Source organism: Streptomyces sp. CNQ329 (assembly GCF_000482585.1).
Window position 1 is genome coordinate 1 of record NZ_AXVU01000047.1, and the last position, 15,633, is coordinate 15,633.

At 74.8% G+C, this 15,633-nt stretch carries 15 protein-coding genes and 1 pseudogene; 7 read left to right on the forward strand and 9 right to left on the reverse strand.

Features of this window, described 5'->3' with window-relative positions; genetic code table 11:
- Nucleotides 1-618: ATP-binding cassette domain-containing protein (locus tag I003_RS0125005; RefSeq protein ID WP_027774015.1), on the reverse strand; the 618-nt coding region annotated here is incomplete at its 3' end.
- A 143-nt stretch (nt 619-761) separates the two neighbouring features.
- On the opposite strand from I003_RS0125005, the gene I003_RS0125010 reads away from it, so the two are divergent.
- Genes I003_RS0125010 through I003_RS0125020 form a run of 3 tightly spaced genes read left to right on the forward strand, consistent with a single transcriptional unit; the run spans nt 762 to nt 3,437 of the window.
- The gene (locus tag I003_RS0125010) at nt 762-2,015 is read left to right on the forward strand and encodes a sensor histidine kinase (RefSeq protein ID WP_027774016.1); all 1,254 of its coding nucleotides are present in this window, start codon (nt 762-764) and stop codon (nt 2,013-2,015) included.
- Nucleotides 2,012-2,716, forward strand: coding sequence for a response regulator transcription factor (locus I003_RS0125015; protein WP_051368458.1), 705 nt, complete (start codon nt 2,012-2,014; stop codon nt 2,714-2,716). Before I003_RS0125010 ends, I003_RS0125015 begins: the two co-directional genes overlap by 4 nt.
- Before the next feature lie 49 nt (nt 2,717-2,765).
- Complete coding sequence (locus tag I003_RS0125020; protein ID WP_027774018.1) at nt 2,766-3,437, forward strand: HAD family hydrolase; 672 nt, start codon at nt 2,766-2,768, stop codon at nt 3,435-3,437.
- Nucleotides 3,438-3,492: 55 nt separating this feature from the next.
- On the opposite strand, the gene I003_RS0125025 is transcribed toward I003_RS0125020, so the two are convergent.
- Both I003_RS0125025 and I003_RS0125030 read right to left on the reverse strand, forming a co-directional pair.
- Nucleotides 3,493-4,050, reverse strand: coding sequence for a GNAT family N-acetyltransferase (locus tag I003_RS0125025; RefSeq protein WP_027774019.1), 558 nt, complete (start codon nt 4,048-4,050; stop codon nt 3,493-3,495).
- 64 nt (nt 4,051-4,114) lie between these two features.
- On the reverse strand, nt 4,115-5,086 hold the full coding sequence (locus I003_RS0125030) for a LysR family transcriptional regulator (protein ID WP_027774020.1): 972 nt from the start codon (nt 5,084-5,086) through the stop codon (nt 4,115-4,117).
- A 73-nt stretch (nt 5,087-5,159) separates the two neighbouring features.
- Between I003_RS0125030 and I003_RS0125035 the strand changes: the two genes are divergently transcribed.
- Complete coding sequence (locus I003_RS0125035; protein WP_027774021.1) at nt 5,160-6,233, forward strand: DMT family transporter; 1,074 nt, start codon at nt 5,160-5,162, stop codon at nt 6,231-6,233.
- 10 nt (nt 6,234-6,243) lie between these two features.
- Complete coding sequence (locus I003_RS0125040; RefSeq protein ID WP_027774022.1) at nt 6,244-7,614, forward strand: serine hydrolase domain-containing protein; 1,371 nt, start codon at nt 6,244-6,246, stop codon at nt 7,612-7,614.
- A 188-nt stretch (nt 7,615-7,802) separates the two neighbouring features.
- Here the strand turns inward: I003_RS0125040 and I003_RS0125045 are convergent, their stop codons facing one another.
- From I003_RS0125045 to I003_RS0125055, 3 genes are all read right to left on the reverse strand, one after another.
- The gene (locus I003_RS0125045) at nt 7,803-8,954 is read right to left on the reverse strand and encodes a winged helix DNA-binding domain-containing protein (RefSeq protein WP_037721667.1); all 1,152 of its coding nucleotides are present in this window, start codon (nt 8,952-8,954) and stop codon (nt 7,803-7,805) included.
- 142 nt (nt 8,955-9,096) lie between these two features.
- Nucleotides 9,097-9,549, reverse strand: a complete 453-nt coding sequence (locus tag I003_RS0125050; RefSeq protein ID WP_027774024.1) for a GNAT family N-acetyltransferase — start codon at nt 9,547-9,549, stop codon at nt 9,097-9,099.
- Between the two features lie 91 nt (nt 9,550-9,640).
- Nucleotides 9,641-10,102, reverse strand: a complete 462-nt coding sequence (locus I003_RS0125055; RefSeq protein WP_027774025.1) for a MarR family transcriptional regulator — start codon at nt 10,100-10,102, stop codon at nt 9,641-9,643.
- Between the two features lie 150 nt (nt 10,103-10,252).
- On the opposite strand from I003_RS0125055, the pseudogene I003_RS33150 reads away from it, so the two are divergent.
- Nucleotides 10,253-11,470, forward strand: a pseudogene (locus I003_RS33150) (MFS transporter); the annotation flags it as partial.
- A 71-nt stretch (nt 11,471-11,541) separates the two neighbouring features.
- On the opposite strand, the gene I003_RS33155 reads toward I003_RS33150, so the two are convergent.
- On the reverse strand, nt 11,542-11,865 hold the full coding sequence (locus tag I003_RS33155; RefSeq protein WP_078564351.1) for a cupin domain-containing protein: 324 nt from the start codon (nt 11,863-11,865) through the stop codon (nt 11,542-11,544).
- A gap of 196 nt (nt 11,866-12,061) precedes the next feature.
- Nucleotides 12,062-12,730: a transcriptional regulator gene (locus I003_RS33160; RefSeq protein ID WP_037721671.1), complete on the reverse strand. Its 669-nt coding sequence runs from the start codon at nt 12,728-12,730 to the stop codon at nt 12,062-12,064.
- 101 nt (nt 12,731-12,831) lie between these two features.
- Here I003_RS33160 and I003_RS0125065 point away from each other — a divergent pair, with 101 nt between their 5' ends.
- A complete protein-coding gene (locus tag I003_RS0125065) occupies nt 12,832-13,728 on the forward strand; it encodes an alpha/beta fold hydrolase (protein WP_027774026.1) in 897 nt (298 codons plus the stop codon).
- Nucleotides 13,729-13,823: 95 nt separating this feature from the next.
- Here the strand turns inward: I003_RS0125065 and I003_RS0125070 are convergent, their stop codons facing one another.
- Nucleotides 13,824-15,482 carry a VWA domain-containing protein gene (locus I003_RS0125070; protein ID WP_027774027.1) on the reverse strand — a complete coding sequence of 553 codons (1,659 nt, stop codon included), beginning with the start codon at nt 15,480-15,482 and terminating at the stop codon, nt 13,824-13,826.
- Nucleotides 15,483-15,633 lie beyond the last annotated feature (151 nt).

Here is a 15,633-nt window from a genome sequence, read left to right on the forward strand (position 1 = left end):
GATGACCACCAGGTGGTCGGCGGTGTCCTCCAGCTCGCTCATCAGATGGCTGGAGACGAGCACCGCCCGTCCCTCCGCCGCCAGCCGGCGCAGGAAGCCGCGTATCCAGCGGATGCCCTCCGGGTCCAGGCCGTTGACCGGCTCGTCGAAGAGCAGCACCGGCGGATCCCCGAGGAGCGCGGCGGCGATGCCGAGGCGCTGGCCCACCCCCAGCGAATAGCCGCCGGCCCGCCGGCGGCCCCCCGCGGCGAGACCCACCTGCTCCAGTACCTCGTCGACGCGGCGCGGCGGCAGCCCGTGCGAGTGCGCCAGCCACAGCAGGTGGTCGCGCCCGCGGCGGCTGGGGTGCACGGCCGCCGCGTCGAGCGCGGCGCCGACGTGCTGCAGCGGGCGGCGCAGCGCCGCGTACGGCCGGCCGCCGATCAGCGCGCCGCCCGCGTCGGGCGCGTCGAGGCCCAGGACGATGCGCATGGTGGTGGACTTCCCGGCCCCGTTGGGGCCGACGAACCCGGTGACCTGACCGGGGACGACCGTGAACGACAGACCGTCCACGGCGGCGACGGGCCCGAACCGCTTGCGCAGCTTGCGGACCTCGATGGTTGCTTCTGACGCTGCCATGACGAGGAGGCTACGAAGCGGGCGGCGGGCGGGTCGTCACGCAGGGGAGGAGTCTTGCGGGCGGCGGAGTAGCTCGTGTGGGGGAGGCACTTGTCCAGGGCGGGAGGGACTCCGGGAGCGGGAGACGCGGGGACAATGGCGGGGTGACGGGAGCACGGGGGGAACGGACGGGGCGTGCGGACGTGACGCCGCTGCGCCGCCGCGCCGCCCTCCTCGCCTCCCTCTCTTCCCCCGACGCACCCGTCGCCGCCGCCGCGCTGCTCGCGCTCCTCGCCGCCGTCGACACCGTCCTGCGCGCCGGCGCCGGCGACCGCCTCACCGCCGCCCTGTTCCTCGCCTTCGGCGCCACCGCGCCCGTCGCGCTCCTGCGCACCCACCCCGCCCCCGCCGCCGTCCTCACCACCGCCGCGAACACCCCGCTCCTCGCCCTCCTCGGCGCCCCGGTCGCCGCCGGCACCGCCGCCCAGGCCGTCCTCCTGCACCGCCTCGCCCGCCACGGCAGCCGCCGGGGCCGCACCCTGGCCGTCCTGCTCGTGCTGCCACTCGCCGGGTACGCCGTCGGCGACCCCGGCACCGCCGCCGGCGGCCGGCTCGACGCCCCCGGCCGGCTGCTCGCCGTCGCCGCCGCCGTCCTCGTCGCCGCCGCCACCGGCACCGCACTCGCCCGCCGCGCCCGCAGCACCGCCGCCGCCCACAGCGCCACCGAACGCGCCATCGCGCACACCCTCTACGAACACGCCGCCCGCGGCGAACGCGCCCGGATCGCGCGCGAACTCCACGACGTCGTCGCCCACCACATCTCGATGATCTCCGTCCAGGCGGAAACCGCCCGCCTCACCACCCCCGGCCTCCCCGACGAAGGCGCCCGCCGGCTCCGCGACATCGGGGACACCGCCCGTACCGCCCTCACCGAGATGCGCCGGCTGCTCGGCGTCCTGCGCGAGGACGCCGGCGCCACCCCCGCGGAACGCCGCCCCGCCCCCAGCCTCGCCCAGCTCAACGAACTCCTCGACGGCGCCCGCGACACCGCCGGCGGCACCGTACGCCTCATCGTCAGCGGCTCCGTGCGCCCCCTGGACACCGGCATCGAACTCACCGCGTACCGCATCGTGCAGGAAGCCCTCACCAACGCCCGCCGGCACGCCCCCGGCTCCGCCGTCGACGTCGAACTCCACTACGCCGACGCCGCCCTGCGCCTGCGCGTCCGCGACAACGGCCCCGGCCCCGGCCCCGGGCCCGGGCCCGCAGCAGGCGGGCACGGACTGCTCGGCATGCGCGAACGCGCCGCGGCCGTCGGCGGCACGCTGCGCAGCGGCCCCGCCGCGGGCGGCGGCTTCCTGCTCGAAGCGACGCTGCCGGCACGCACCGGTGCCGGTGGAGAGGAGACCGCGGCATGACCGACCCCGCCTCCCCCGCCGGCACCGCCGGCACCGTGCGTGTCGTCGTCGCCGACGACCACGAGGTCGTACGCGCCGGCTTCGCCGGACTCCTCGCCACCCAGCCGGACATCGACGTCGTCGGCACCGCGCACGACGGCGCCGACGCCGTCCGCGTCTGCCGCGCCCGGCGGCCCGACGTCGTCCTCATGGACGTGCGCATGCCCGGCGTCGACGGCATCGAGGCCACCGCCCGCCTGACCGCCGACCCGCCGCACCCCCGGGTGCTGATCCTCACCACCTTCGACCTCGACGAGTACGTCTACGACGCCCTCGCCGCCGGAGCCAGCGGCTTCCTGCTCAAGGACGTCACCGCCGAGCGGCTCTTCGACGCGGTGCGCGTCGTCGCGGCCGGTGAGGCGCTGCTCGCGCCGGCGGTCACGCGGCGGCTCATCGCCGAGTTCGCGCGGCTGCGCGCGTCGCGGCCGGAGCGGAGCGACGCCGCCGCGGCCCTGGCGGCGCTGACGCCGCGCGAGACGGAGGTGCTGCGGCTGCTCGCCGAGGGTTTGTCCAACCCCGAGCTGGCCGCGCGCCTCCACGTCGGCGAGGAGACCGTGAAGACGCACGTCAGCCGGCTGCTGGCCAAGCTGGGTCTGCGGGACCGTACGCAGGCCGTGGTCATGGCGTACGAAACGGGCCTCGTCGTCCCGGGCACCCGCTGACGCCCCGGCGCCCGTCCCGTACCGCGGGCGCTCGGTTAGCCTCGTGACCATGCCCGCAGCCATCGAACTCGTGATATTCGACTGCGACGGAGTCCTCGTCGACTCCGAGCGCATCGCCGCCGCCGCGCAGGTCACCGTCGGGGCGGAACTCGGCTGGCCGCTCACCGAAGCCGACGCCGTCGAGCTGTTCATGGGCAAGTCCCAGGCATCCGTCGGCGCCATGGTCGTCGAACGCCTGGGCCCAGGCGCGGACGAGACCTGGCGCACCCGCTACTACGAGGAGTTCTTCGCCGGCCTCGACCGCCTCGAAGCCGTACCCGGCGTCGTCGACGCGCTCGACGCCATCGCCGCCGCGGGGCTGCCCACCTGCGTCGCCTCCAGCGGCGACCACGAACGGATGCGCCGCACCCTCGGCCGGACCGGGCTGTACGACCGCTTCTGCGGACGCATCTACTCCGCCGCCGACGTCGGCGGGCGCGGCAAGCCCGCACCCGACCTCTTCCTGCACGCGGCCCGCCGGATGGGCTACGCCCCGCAGGCGTGCGCGGTGATCGAGGACAGCCGCTACGGGGTGCAGGCGGCGCGCGCCGCGGGCATGCGCGGGTACGGCTTCACCGGCGGGCTGTCACCGGCCGACTGGCTGGCCGGGCAGGGCACCGTGCTCTTCGACGACATGCGCAAGCTGCCGGCCCTGCTGGAAGCGGCCGGAACCGCGGACTGACGGCGGCCCCGGGGCTGACGGCGCCGGGGATCGCCCGTACAGGCGGGAGACGCCGCTACGCCTTGTCGCCCTCGACCCACTCGGCCGCCAGCACCGACCACACCTCGGTGTCCTGCCGCACCCCGCGGTACGGATACCGCGAGCGCAGCACCCCGTCGCGCCGCATGCCGAGGCGCTGGGCGACGCGGATGCTCGGAGTGTTCTCCGCGGACACCAGCCACTCCACGCGCTCCATGCCGCGCTCACGCACCGCCCAGTCGATGATCACGCGCACCGCCCGCGTGACCAGCCCCCGTCCGGCCGCCGCGGGCTCCAGCCAGCAGCCGGCCTCGCAGGTGCGCTGCTCCGCGTCGAAGACGCGGAAGAGGACGCCGCCGACGAGGAGTCCGTCGAGCCAGATGCCGTAGAGGCGGCCGGAGTCGGAGGCGGTCTTGTCCGCGTAGGACTGGAGCCAGGCGCGGGCGGAGCCGAGGTCGGCGGCGGCGTCGGGGAGGCCCACGTAACGGCCTATGAACGCGCGGCCGCGGTCCATGTGGGCGAGGAACTCCTCGGCCTGCCACGGCTCCAGCGGCCGCAGCTCGGCACCGTCGTCGCCCAGGGATATCGCGAACATCGGGTCCTCCAGTGGCTGTGCTCGACACCGTGATCCTCGCACGGCCCACCGACAGCCCCGCAGGTCACCCGCCCGCGACGGGCGCCTCCGGCGCCCGCGCGGCTTTCACCTGCGCCGCCTGCGCGGCCTGCGCGGCCTGCGCCAGGGCGGCGACACACGCCCGTACGGCCGGGCTCTCGCCCCGGGACCGCCACGCTGCCTGGACCGTGCGCCGCACCGCGGGGCGCACCGGCACGAACCGCACCCCCGGCGGGCACGGCCGCTGCGCCATCTCCGGCACGAGCGACACGCACAACCCGCCGCGCACGAGCGCGAGCTGCGTGGCGTACTCCGTCACCAGATACCGCACCTCCGGCTCCAGCCCCACCTCGCGCAGCGCCTGCGTCAGCCCCTCGTACGGTTCGGTGCCGACCGGACAGCTCGCCCACACCGCCGCCCCGAACCCGCCGGCGAGACCGCCCAGCTCGGCGAGGCCGACGCGCTCGCGGCCGGCCAGCGGGTGCGCGTCGGCCACCGCAAGCTGCACGTCCTCGACGACCAGCGTCCGCACCGCCAGCCCTTGCGGCAGCCGGATGGGCCGGCTGCTCCAGCTCTCGATGAGCAGCAGATCCAGCTCCCCGCCGACCAGTCCGGGCACCAGCTCGACGACCTCGCCGTCGACGACGGTGGGGGCCAGCCGCGGATGTGAGGCGGTCAGGGCGGTCAGCACCTCGGGCAGCAGCGCACGCAGCGAACTGCCGACCCCGCCCAGACGCAGCGGGCCGAGGATTTCGTCCTGCAGGTCGGCCAGATCCGCCTCCGCCTCGGCGACCTGCGCACACACCCGGGCCGCGTGGGCGGCGAGCACCGTGCCGGCGTGGGTGAGCCGCACGCTGCGCCCGTACGGCTCCAGCAGCCGGTGCCCCGACTCGCGCTCCAGCTTGGCGAGCTGCTGCGAGACGCCGGAGGCGGTGACGTGCAGCGACTCGGCGGCACGGGCGATGGTGCCGTGGACGGCGACGGCGTCGAGGGCGCGGAGGCGCTCCAGGCTGAACACGAAGCGATGCTAACGCTTTCGGCTAACGAATCATCGCTTTTTCTTGGGGGACGGGGCAGGCAGAGTGAGGGGCATGCGAGGCGACGGGGAAGGCCGGGGCGACCAGGGCGGCATACCGACCCGGAGCCATCCGCCCCTGCCCACCGGCTCCCCCGCCCCGGTCGTACGGCCCGGCCCCGGCGACCCGGCCGCCCCGGCACGCGGCCGGGGGCCCCTGACCCGGCTGGCCACCCCGGTCACGATGGTCATCGGCGGCTCGGCGTGCATCTCGCTGTCGGCGATGTTCGTGAAGCTCTCCGACGTGAACGCCGGCACCGCCGCCTTTCTGCGCTGTGTCCTCGCGCTGCTGCTGCTCGCCCCCCTGGCGGCCGTCGAGCTCCGCCGCCTGGGCCCGCGCGCACGGCGCCTCGTGCTCACGGATCTGGCAGCCGGGCTGCTGCTCGGCGTCGACTTCGTCTTCTGGGCGGGCAGCATCAGGGACGTCGGCGCCTCCATCGCGACCGTGCTGCTCAACGTCCAGGTGATCGTCTTCCCGCTGCTGGCCCGCCTGCTGACCCGCACACCGCTGCCGCGCGGCTTCTGGCTCACCGCCCCGGTGCTGCTCGCCGGGGTGGCGCTCGCCGGCGGCGCGATCGGCGACCCGGAACCGGGCTCCAGCCCCGTCACCGGCATCCTCTACGGCACCGCCGCCGGCGTCGCCTTCGCCGGCTACCTCTTCCTCACCCGCCTCGGCGGCGCCCACCCCCGCTCCCGCTCCCGCGGACACATCGCCGTACCGGTGTGCACCGCGACGTTCTCCGCGGGCATCGCCTCGGGCATCCTCGGGGCGCTGTGGACCGGTATCGATCCGGCGCCCGAACCCGCCGCCCTCGCCTGGCTGGCCGCGATGGCCGCGCTCGGCCAGGTCCTCGCGCTGCTCCTCATCACCCCCGCTCTCCCCCGCCTCGCCCCGGCCACCGGGGCGGCGCTGCTCCTGCTCCAGCCGGTGCTCGCCATCGCCACCGCCGTCGTGTTCATCGGCGAGCGGCCCACGGCGACCCAGTACGCCGGCTGCGTGCTGGTGATCGCCACCGTCTGGTACGCCACCCGCGCCGGCGGCGGGCGCGGCGCGGAAACTCCCGCGCTCCGCACCGCGGGCCGCGGCTAGGCTGCGCCGCATGCCGCCGTATGACGACGCCCTGCTCCCCGCCACCGCCCGCGCCCTGCGCCACCGGCTCGCCGTCGCGCAGAGCGAGGGCCGGACGCCCTCACTCGTCGCGGCCGTCGTACGCGACGGGGAGACCGTCTGGTCCGGAGCCCGCTCCATGGCCGACGGCCACGAGCCGACCACCGACGTCCAGTACCGCATCGGCTCGATCACCAAGACGTTCGTCGCCGTGCTGGTCCTGCGGCTGCGCGACGAGGGCCTTGTCGACCTCGCCGATCCGCTGGAGAAGCACGTCCCCGGCACTCAGGCTCCCGCGGTGACCATCGCCCAGCTCCTTTCGCACAGTTCCGGTATCGGCTCCGAGCCCCGCGGCCCCTGGTGGGAGCGGACCCCGGGCACGCTGCGCCCCGGGCTCGGTGAACTCTTCGACGGCGACCCCTCCCGCCATCCGCCGGGCCGGCGGTACCACTACTCCAACCCCGGGTTCGCCTACCTCGGCGCGCTCGTCGAGGCCCTGCGCGGCGCGCCGTGGGGCGACGTGCTGCGACGCGAGGTGCTGGAGCCGCTGGGCCTGCGGCGTACGACGCTGCTGCCCGAGGCACCGCACGCCGGCGGCTTCGCGGTCCATCCGTGGGCGGACGTCATGCAGCCCGAGCCGCTGCACGACACCGGCCTGATGGGCCCCGCGGGCCAGTTGTGGTCCACGGCCGGTGACCTGGCCCGGTTCGCGGCCTTCCTCGTGCGCGGCGACGACCGGGTGCTCTCCGCCGGGACGCTGGCGGAGATGCGTACCCCCGCCGTGGCTCCCGAAGGCGCGTCGTGGGACAGCGCGTACGGGCTGGGAGTCCAGCTCATCCGCCACGACGGCACGCTGCTCACCGGCCACACCGGCTCCATGCCCGGGTTTCTCGCCTGCCTCCTTTCCGACGTCGACGAGGGCGTGAGCGCGGTCGTCCTCACGAACGTCACTTCCGGTGTGTCCGTCTCCGGTCTGGCCGCCGATCTGATCGGCACCGTGCTGCGCCACGAGCCGCGTGTTCCCGAGCCGTGGCGTCCGCTGCCCGCGGACGCGGTGGATCCGGAGCTGCTCGCCCTCACGGGCCCGTGGTACTGGGGCGCGAACCCCCACGTGCTGCGGTTGAAGGAGGACCGGTGGCTGGACTTGAGTCCGCTGAGCGGCGCGGGCTACGCCTCGCGCCTCCGCCCGGAGGCGGACGGGACGTGGACCGCGGTCGACGGCTACTGCGCGGGTGAGACGCTGCGGGTGGAGCTGTCGGCGGACGGCGAGGTCTCGCACCTCGACCTGGGCACCTTCGTCTTCACCCGCGAGCCGTACGACCCGGACGCCCCCGTCCCCGGCGGCGCCCGCGGCTGGACGTAGTCCGCCGCGTCACGGCCGGGAGGACGGAGGAGATCCCGGCCGGCGGACGTCCGCCGGCCGGCAGGACCGGCGTCGAGGACCGCTGACGTCGTGCACGACGACGGGCCCCGGCATCCGGCCCGGGGATCCGGCCACGCCGCCGGCCCAGGCCGAGCCACCGGATCACAGCACGGCTGCGCCGCAGCCCTCTACGCCACCAGCTCCTTCTCCAGCGGCGTGCGGAACCGCGGCGTTATCCGGGCGTCACCGATCCACGCCGCCACCCGTTCGGCCTCCGCGGCCACCGCGCGCTCCGCATCGCCGCCCACGTCCGTGAGCATCCGCCACACCACCTCTCCGTCCGGTCGTTGCGCCCAGGCGCCGACGACCTCGCCGTTCCACCAGACCGTCGGCCCCACGTTGCCGCTGCCGTCGAACAGCGCCTTGCGGTAGCCGGCGTCGAGATACCAGCCGCGTTCCTTCCAGCCCATCGGCGTCGGGTCGAGCGCCGGCAGCAGCGCCGCCCACGGCTCCGGCGTCGTGACCGGCCCGGTGTCGCCCGGCAGCACATACCCCGTGCCCTCGTGCAGCTCCACCGCCACGGCGCCGGTCGTGGCCAGGGCCTTGCGCGCGGCGGTCTTCGTCCAACCGGTCCACCACACGAGGTCCGCTTCGGTGGCCGGGCCGTACGCGTGCAGCCAGCGCCTGGTCAGCTCCGCCTGCGCCGCGGCGACCTCCATGCCGCCGAAGTCCTCGCCGGGCGCCCACCGGAACTGGCTCGACGTCCATGACCCGCGGGGGTGCCCGCGCCGTATGTGCCCGTCGCAGGCGAGCATCCGCAGCACGCGCGTGGCCACGCCCTGCTGCGTCTCCTGGCGGGAGCCCGGGAAGACCGTGATCTTCGTGCGCAGCAGCGGCTCGGCGGCCGATATCTCGCTGCCCGTCGCCTCGCCCTTGTCCTTGAGCACCGTCAGCGCCGCGGCCTCGGCGCGCCGCAGCCATGCCTCGTCCAGCCCGTTCCCCCCGAGGTGTTTCAGGAAGGTGGCGCGCTCGCGCGCTGCGATCGCGCGTGCCGCCGCGGCGTCCACGGCGGGCGCCAGCTCACGGCTGACCGCGAAGAGCGTGCGCCGCATGGACAGCAGCTTCACCAGCGACACGTCCTCGTAGAGCGCGCGCTCGACCGGCGTGACGCCCGGCTCCCGCATGCGCGCGCATGCGGAGAGGAAGACGGTCGCCGCGTCGGTCGCGTGCAGCGCGACGACCGCGTCCGCGGCACCGGCGGGCGTGGCCACGCGGGCGGTCGGCGCGAGGGCGTGCCGCACGCCGATCCGGGCTCGCCGCTGCTCTGTCGTGATCTGCATAGTGGCAGTATGCCGAAGCCCGCACCGGCCCGCTCGGGCCTGTGGATAACTTCGGATCATGCTCGTCAAAGGCGTCCTGAGCAGGGGATACTTCACGCTGGGGAAGAGCCGTCGGCCGGATGGGTACGACCTGCACCCAGCTCTACAGCATCCGCTTGAACCCCACGTGCGACGCCGCGAACCCCAGCCGCTCGTAGAAGCGGTGCGCGTCCGTGCGCGTCGCGTCCGACGTGAGCTGCACGACCGCGCATCCCTGCCGCCGCGCCTCCTCGACGGCCCACTCGAAGAGCCGGGTCCCGAGCCCGCTCCCGCGCTCGTCACGGTGCACGCGCACCGCCTCGATGAGCGCGCGGGTCGCGCCCCGCCGCGACAGCCCGGGGATCAGGGTGAGCTGGAGCGTACCCACGACGTGGCCGTCGCGTTCGGCGACCGCGAGCCATTGGCCGGGGTCGGCGTCGATCCGCGCGAAGGCGTGCTCGTAAGGGGCGATGTCGTCGGGGGTCTCACGGGCGGCGCCCAAGGGGTCGTCGGCGAGCATCGCCACGAGGGCGGGGACGTCGGCGGCCGTTGCGCGCCGGATTTCCAGGTCGCTCATGCCCCCGACCCTACGCGCGCCGCGGGGCGCGCCCTCAGTCCGTATGCGCCCCGTCGGACGTCGCGCGCCCCGCCGCTTCTCGTACGCGCTCCTACGTGGCGTAGGCCGACGGGGTCTCCAGCGTCTCCACCGCCGCCACCAGCGGCGCCAGCTCCGGCCGCTTCGCGGCCTCGTCCAGCGCGGCGCGCAGGGCGATCTCGTAGCCGGGCCTGGCCTCGGCGAGGAGGCGGCGGCCGGCGGGGGTGACCTCGGTGTAGATGCCGCGGCGGTCGTCCGGGCAGAGGTAGCGGCTGAGCAGGCCGCGTTCTTCGAGGCGGGTCACCAGGCGGGTGGTGGCGCTCTGGCTGAGGACGACGGTGTCGGCGAGCTGGTTCATGCGCAGGTGGAAGTCGTTCTGGCGGCTGAGGGCGTCCAGTACCGAGTACTCGCGGGCGCTCAGCCGGTGTGCGCGCTGGAGCGTGCGCTCCACGTGGGTCTCGATGCGGGCGTGCAGGGATGCCAGGGCCGACCAGCCCCGGGCCAGTTCGTCGAGTTGCTCGGCTGTGGCCGCCATGAGACCTCCGCGTCCCGTGAGTGCGTTCGCCGTCCTGACTCCGAGTTTACTCCACGATTGCAAAAGCCCGCGTTTGCAAGGACCAGCGTGCGCAATTATTGTGGGCGCTTGGCAATGACAGCCCCCCGCACCCATCGCAGGAGTCCCCGCATGCCTCTCGCGCTGCTCGCGCTGGCCATCGGCGCCTTCGGGATCGGCACCACGGAGTTCGTCGTCATGGGCCTGCTCCCGGAAGTGGCCGACGAGTTCTCCGTCTCCGTCCCCACCGCCGGCTGGCTCACCACCGGCTACGCCCTCGGCGTCTTCGGCGGCGCCCCCCTCCTCACCGCGCTCGGCACCCGCGTCCCGCGCAAGCGGATGCTGACGGGCCTCATGGGCCTGTTCATCGCGGGCAACGCCATCTCCGCGCTCGCACCGGGCTTCGGCATCCTGCTCGCCGGCCGCATCATCGCCTCACTCGCGCACGGCGCGTTCTTCGGGATCGGCGCGGTCGTCGCCGCCGGGCTCGTCGCCCCGGGCAAGCGGGCCGGGGCCATCGCGCTGATGTTCACGGGGCTGACCGTGGCCAACGTCGTCGGCGTCCCCGGCGGCACGCTCCTCGGGCAGACCGTCGGCTGGCGTGCGACGTTCCTCGCGGTCGCGGCGATCGGAGTCGTCGGGCTGGCCGGCGTGGCCAGGCTCGTACCGGACCTGCCGCGGGCGCCGGAGCACGCACCCTCCCCCGGCAGCGCGGGCCTCCGGCGCGAACTGGCCGCATTCCTCAACGTCCAGGTGCTGCTGGCCATGGGCATGACCATCCTCGGCTTCGGCGGCGTCTTCGCCGCCCTCACCTACATCGCGCCGATGACGACCGAGGTCTCCGGCTACGCCGACAGCTCCGTCACCTGGCTCCTCGCCCTCTTCGGCGTCGGCATGGTCGGCGGCAACCTGATCGGCGGGCGGTTCGCCGACCGCGCCCTCATGCCGATGCTGTACGCCGCCCTCAGCGCGCTGACCGCGACCCTGGCGCTGTTCACGCTCACCGCGCACTCCAAGCCGGCCGCGGCCGTGAGTATCTTCCTTATCGGATTCTTCGGCTTCGCGACCGTACCGCCGCTGCAGAAGCGGGTGCTGGACCAGGCCGCCGCCGCGCCCACCCTCGCCTCCGCCGTCAACGTCGGCGCGTTCAACCTCGGCAACGCCCTCGCCGCCTGGCTCGGCGGCCTGGTGATCTCGGCCGGTCTCGGCTACACCGCCCCCAACTGGGTCGGCGCCACGCTCGCCGGCTCCGGTCTGGTCCTCGCTCTCCTCGCCGCGAGCCTGGAGCGCCGCACGGCGGCCGGGGGCGGCGGAGTCACGGACGGTACGGGTGGCGGGCAGCGCCGTACGGAACGGAGCCGGCGACCCTCCCGCCCGGACCGGCCGGTCCGGGCGCGCCGCCTCCGGCGCACCGGCGACCTCTACTCCGCCCACGGCAGAGGGTGCCGCGTGCCGTCCTCGGTGACGGCGCCGCCCCCGGCCTCCATCGCCACCACGGCCTCGACGGCACCGGCGCCCTCCGCCGCGCCGAGCCGCCGCAGCACGTCGGGCGGGAGCAGGACCGCCTCCCCGGCGGCGGCGGTCTCGGTGCGGCCGTCGCAGGTCACGGCCAGGGAGCCGGCGACGACCATCCAGACCTGCTCGCGGTCGATGGCGTGCACGGGCCCGGAACGGCCGGCCTCGATACGCACCCGCCAGGTGCTGAGCGCGGTGCTGCCCCGGGAGGGAGTGGCGAGGGACGCCATCTCGGCGTTCGGGGTGGTGACGGTGCGGTCGGGGGTGGGGCTGATGACCTCGCCGGCGACGAACTCCCGCCGCTGCGCCCCGTCTGGTGACCCGGCGCCCCTGACCGACCGCCCCGTCCCCACCCCCGCGGGCCGGGCGGAAGCGGCAGGCGCAACCCGAACGGGACGCGACCGGCGCCCGTTGGCAGGCCGCAGTTCAGCGCCGCTGCACCGCCTCCACCAGCCGCTCCATCACCTCCCCGTCACCCTCGACCGTCAGCTCGCCCGCCTCGACCACCTCGGACAGCGGGCGCTCGTGGGACAGCACCGACTGCAGCGTGTCGTGGTCCGTCGTCACCGCGACGTCCGGGGACGCCGGCTCCTCACCGCGCCGCACCGCGGTCAACTCGCCCTCGTCGACCTCCAGCCGGTACACCTCGCGCTCAAGCTGTATGCGGTAGCTCGCCGACCACGCCGCGTGCGGCTGCGGCTGGAAATAGGCGCGCAGCCCAAGCAGAACGGTGTCGGAGGTCAGCTCCCCCTCCAGGGGTATCACCGGCGAACGCAGCCCCCACCTGCGCAGAGCCGCGAAGACCGGCTCCAGCTCGCTGCCCCACTCCGTCAGCTCGTACACCTTCGCCGAGGCGGGCGGCGGCAGCGCGCGGCGGGCGAGCACGCCGAACCGCTCCAGGTCACGCAGGCGCTGGGACAGCACGCTGGGCCCGATGCCGGGGAGCGCGGCCTGCAGGTCCGCGTAGCGACGGGGGCCCAGCCGCAGCTCGCGCACGACGAGCAGGGCCCAGCGTTCCCCGATCATGTCGAGCGCGTGGGCGATCGGGCACGCCTGCCCGTAGGTCCGCCTCTCGTCGCCGCTGCCTCTCGCCATCGCCGCTCTCCTCCCGCGCCCCTGAATTCACTACGAAAAATGTAGCAGAAACTTTGAGAAATGTAGTAGCCTCCTGGAAAACGAGGTGAGGGAGGCAGGTCATGAACGGCACGGCGGAAGCCCGGCCCACGGCTGAGCGGTTGGTGCGGGTCAGGGATGTCGACATCTGTACGCAGACGTTCGGCGCGGCGACGGATCCGCCGATCCTGCTGATCGGGGGCGCGGAAGCGACGATGGACTGGTGGGAGGACGGCTTCTGCTCACGCCTGGCGGCGGCGGGACGGTATGTCATCCGCTTCGATACGCGCGACACGGGTCGCTCCACCACGTTCCCGGTCGGGTCGCCGCCGTACAGCGGCGAGGACCTGGTCGCCGACGTGGTCGGACTGCTCGACGCACTCGGCCTGGACTCCGCGCACCTCGTGGGCGTCTCGATGGGCGGCGGAATGGCGCAGCTCATCGCGGCGCGGCATCCCGGCCGGGTCGCCTCGCTGACGTTGATCGCCACCACTCCCGCGACGCCGGGCGGGCCCGACCGCCCCGAGTTGCCGCCGATGAGCGAGGAGCTGGCGCGCAAGTTCGCGGAGCCGCAGCCGGGGCCGGACTGGTCGGACCGGGAGGCGGTCGTCTCCTACTTCCTCGCCGGTGAGCGCACCTTCGCCGGGACCATCCCCGTCGCCGAGCAGCGCGTACGCCGCATCGCCGGCCGGGCCTTCGACCGCAGCCCCGTCCCCGAGGCGGCCGCCAACCACTGGCTGCTCGACGACGGCAAGGAGCCGGCCTCGGAGTCACTCGGCGACATCACCGCGCCGACCCTCGTGCTCCACGGCACGCACGACCCGCTGTTCCCCTACGCCCACGGTGAGGCGCTGGCCCGCGAGATCCCGGGGGCCAAGCTCGTACCGCTGGCCGGTATGGGCCATCAGATGCCCCCGCCGGAGCTGTGGGACACGGTCATCACGGCGCTCGTCCCGCACACGCGCGCAGCCGAAGGCTGACGGCCCTCGCCCTGCCGGGGCCGGACTGGGACCGGCACCGGTGCCGGGGCCGGGGCCGGGGCCGGGGCCGGGGCGAGGGCGGGGGCCGACCGGGGTCAGAGGATGCGCGCGCCGCGGGCGGCGGTGATCCAGCCGGGGAACTGGGAGAGGAGCCGGTCGTAGAGCTGTGCATCGGGGAGTCCACCGATGTCGTCGACGGCGAAGAAACCGACGTTGTCGACGCGGCGGCCCCCGAGGCTGTCGAACCGTTCCAGGACGCCGTAGTCGGCGGCGCCCAGCCCCACGAACTGCCAGAAGATCGGCTCCTCGACCGCTTCGCGCAGCTCACGCTCGATCTCGCGGTTGCGGTAGACGCCACCGTCCGAGAAGAACAGCACGAGCGTGGGAACGGGCGCCGGGTTCTCGCGGACGTAGGCGCGGACTTCGGCGATCACCTTCTGCTCTTCATTCTGGATACCGACCGCCCGCATGTCGACCTGGCCGTTCTCCAGAGCCCTGCGCTTCTTGCGGGGGCGGAAGAGGGCGAGCTGCCCGACCCGTACGTGCAGTCGCTGCCACTCGGGGAGATCCCCGAGGAGCAGATCCGGAAGCCGGGCCGGATGGGAGGCGAACGTCCAGGCCTGCATGGCGCCGTCGTCGTCCAGCTCCGCGGCGACCGCGGCCATGCGCTCGACGACGTCGGCGACGACGCCCTGGGCGTAGAGGCGGGTCATGGAACCGGACGCGTCGAGGACGAGGATGACGCGGGCGGAGATGTCGGTGGCCCCGTGCTTGCGCAGGCTGATGGCCACCTGCTCCTTACGCAGCGACAGCCGCTTGCGCATGTCGACGGGCAGGTGCTCCTCGCCTTTGACCAGCCTCGGCCCGCCGGACGCGGCGGGTGGGGCGGCGGGTGCCGGTGCGGGAGGGGCGCCGGGCGCGGGTGGTGCGGCGGCGGGGGGAGCCGGCGGGTACGGCGCGGCGGGCGGTCCCTGCGCGGGGACGGGCGCCGGCCGGGCGGGGGCCGGAGGCGGGACCGCGTGCGGGAAGGGCGCGGCGGGCGGGGGCGCCTGCGGGGCGGAGGGCGGTGTCGCGGGGGCCGGGGCCCCCGGGCCGGTCTGGAACGGCGGGCCGGCCGGCGGCGGAGCCGCGGGTGCACCCGCGGCCGGTGCTGCCGGGGCGGAGGACGCCGAGGCGGGCGGGGAAGAGGCGGGTGGGGTGGGGGAGGGAGGGGGCGGAGGGGCTTCGTCGACCGTGATGCCGAAGTCCGTGGCCAGACCGGCGAGGCCGGAGGCGTAGCCCTGGCCCACCGCGCGGAACTTCCAGCGGCCGCCGCGCAGGTACAGTTCGCCGCCGACGAACGCCGTCTCCGTCGTCGCTTCCATGTCGAAGCGGGCCAGTTCGGCGCCCGTTCCGGCGTCCAGGAGGCGCAGCGACAGCCCCGGTACCTGGCCGAAGGTGCCGCCGTCGGCCGAGGCGCACAGGACGACCCGCTCGACGCCCGGCCCCAGGGATGTCAGCAGCACCTCGACGGAGTCGGTGTACCGGCCTCCCGCGTTCTGCTTGCCGAGGTGGGTCACGGCCTGGGAGGTGTGCTGCGGCTGGTTGTAGAAGACGAAGTCGCCGTCGTCACGGACCCGGCCGGCCGCGGTGAGCAGCAGCGCCGAGGTGTCGACGTCGGGTACACCGGGGCCCTCGGACCAGGAGAGTTCGGCCCGTACCGCAGGAGCGTCGACGGGCAGGTTGGCGCCTTTGGCGAGCGATCCGGTGGGCATGGAAGCGGCTCCTCTCCGAGGTGGTCGTACGGCGGTCGCGTCGGGGTCGCGTCGGGGTCGGGGTCGGGGTGGTGACGGGGTTGGCAGCGTCGGCGTTGCGGTGGCGTGCGACGCACCGGGGTTCCGTGGGGAACTCCCGAGGGCAGCGACG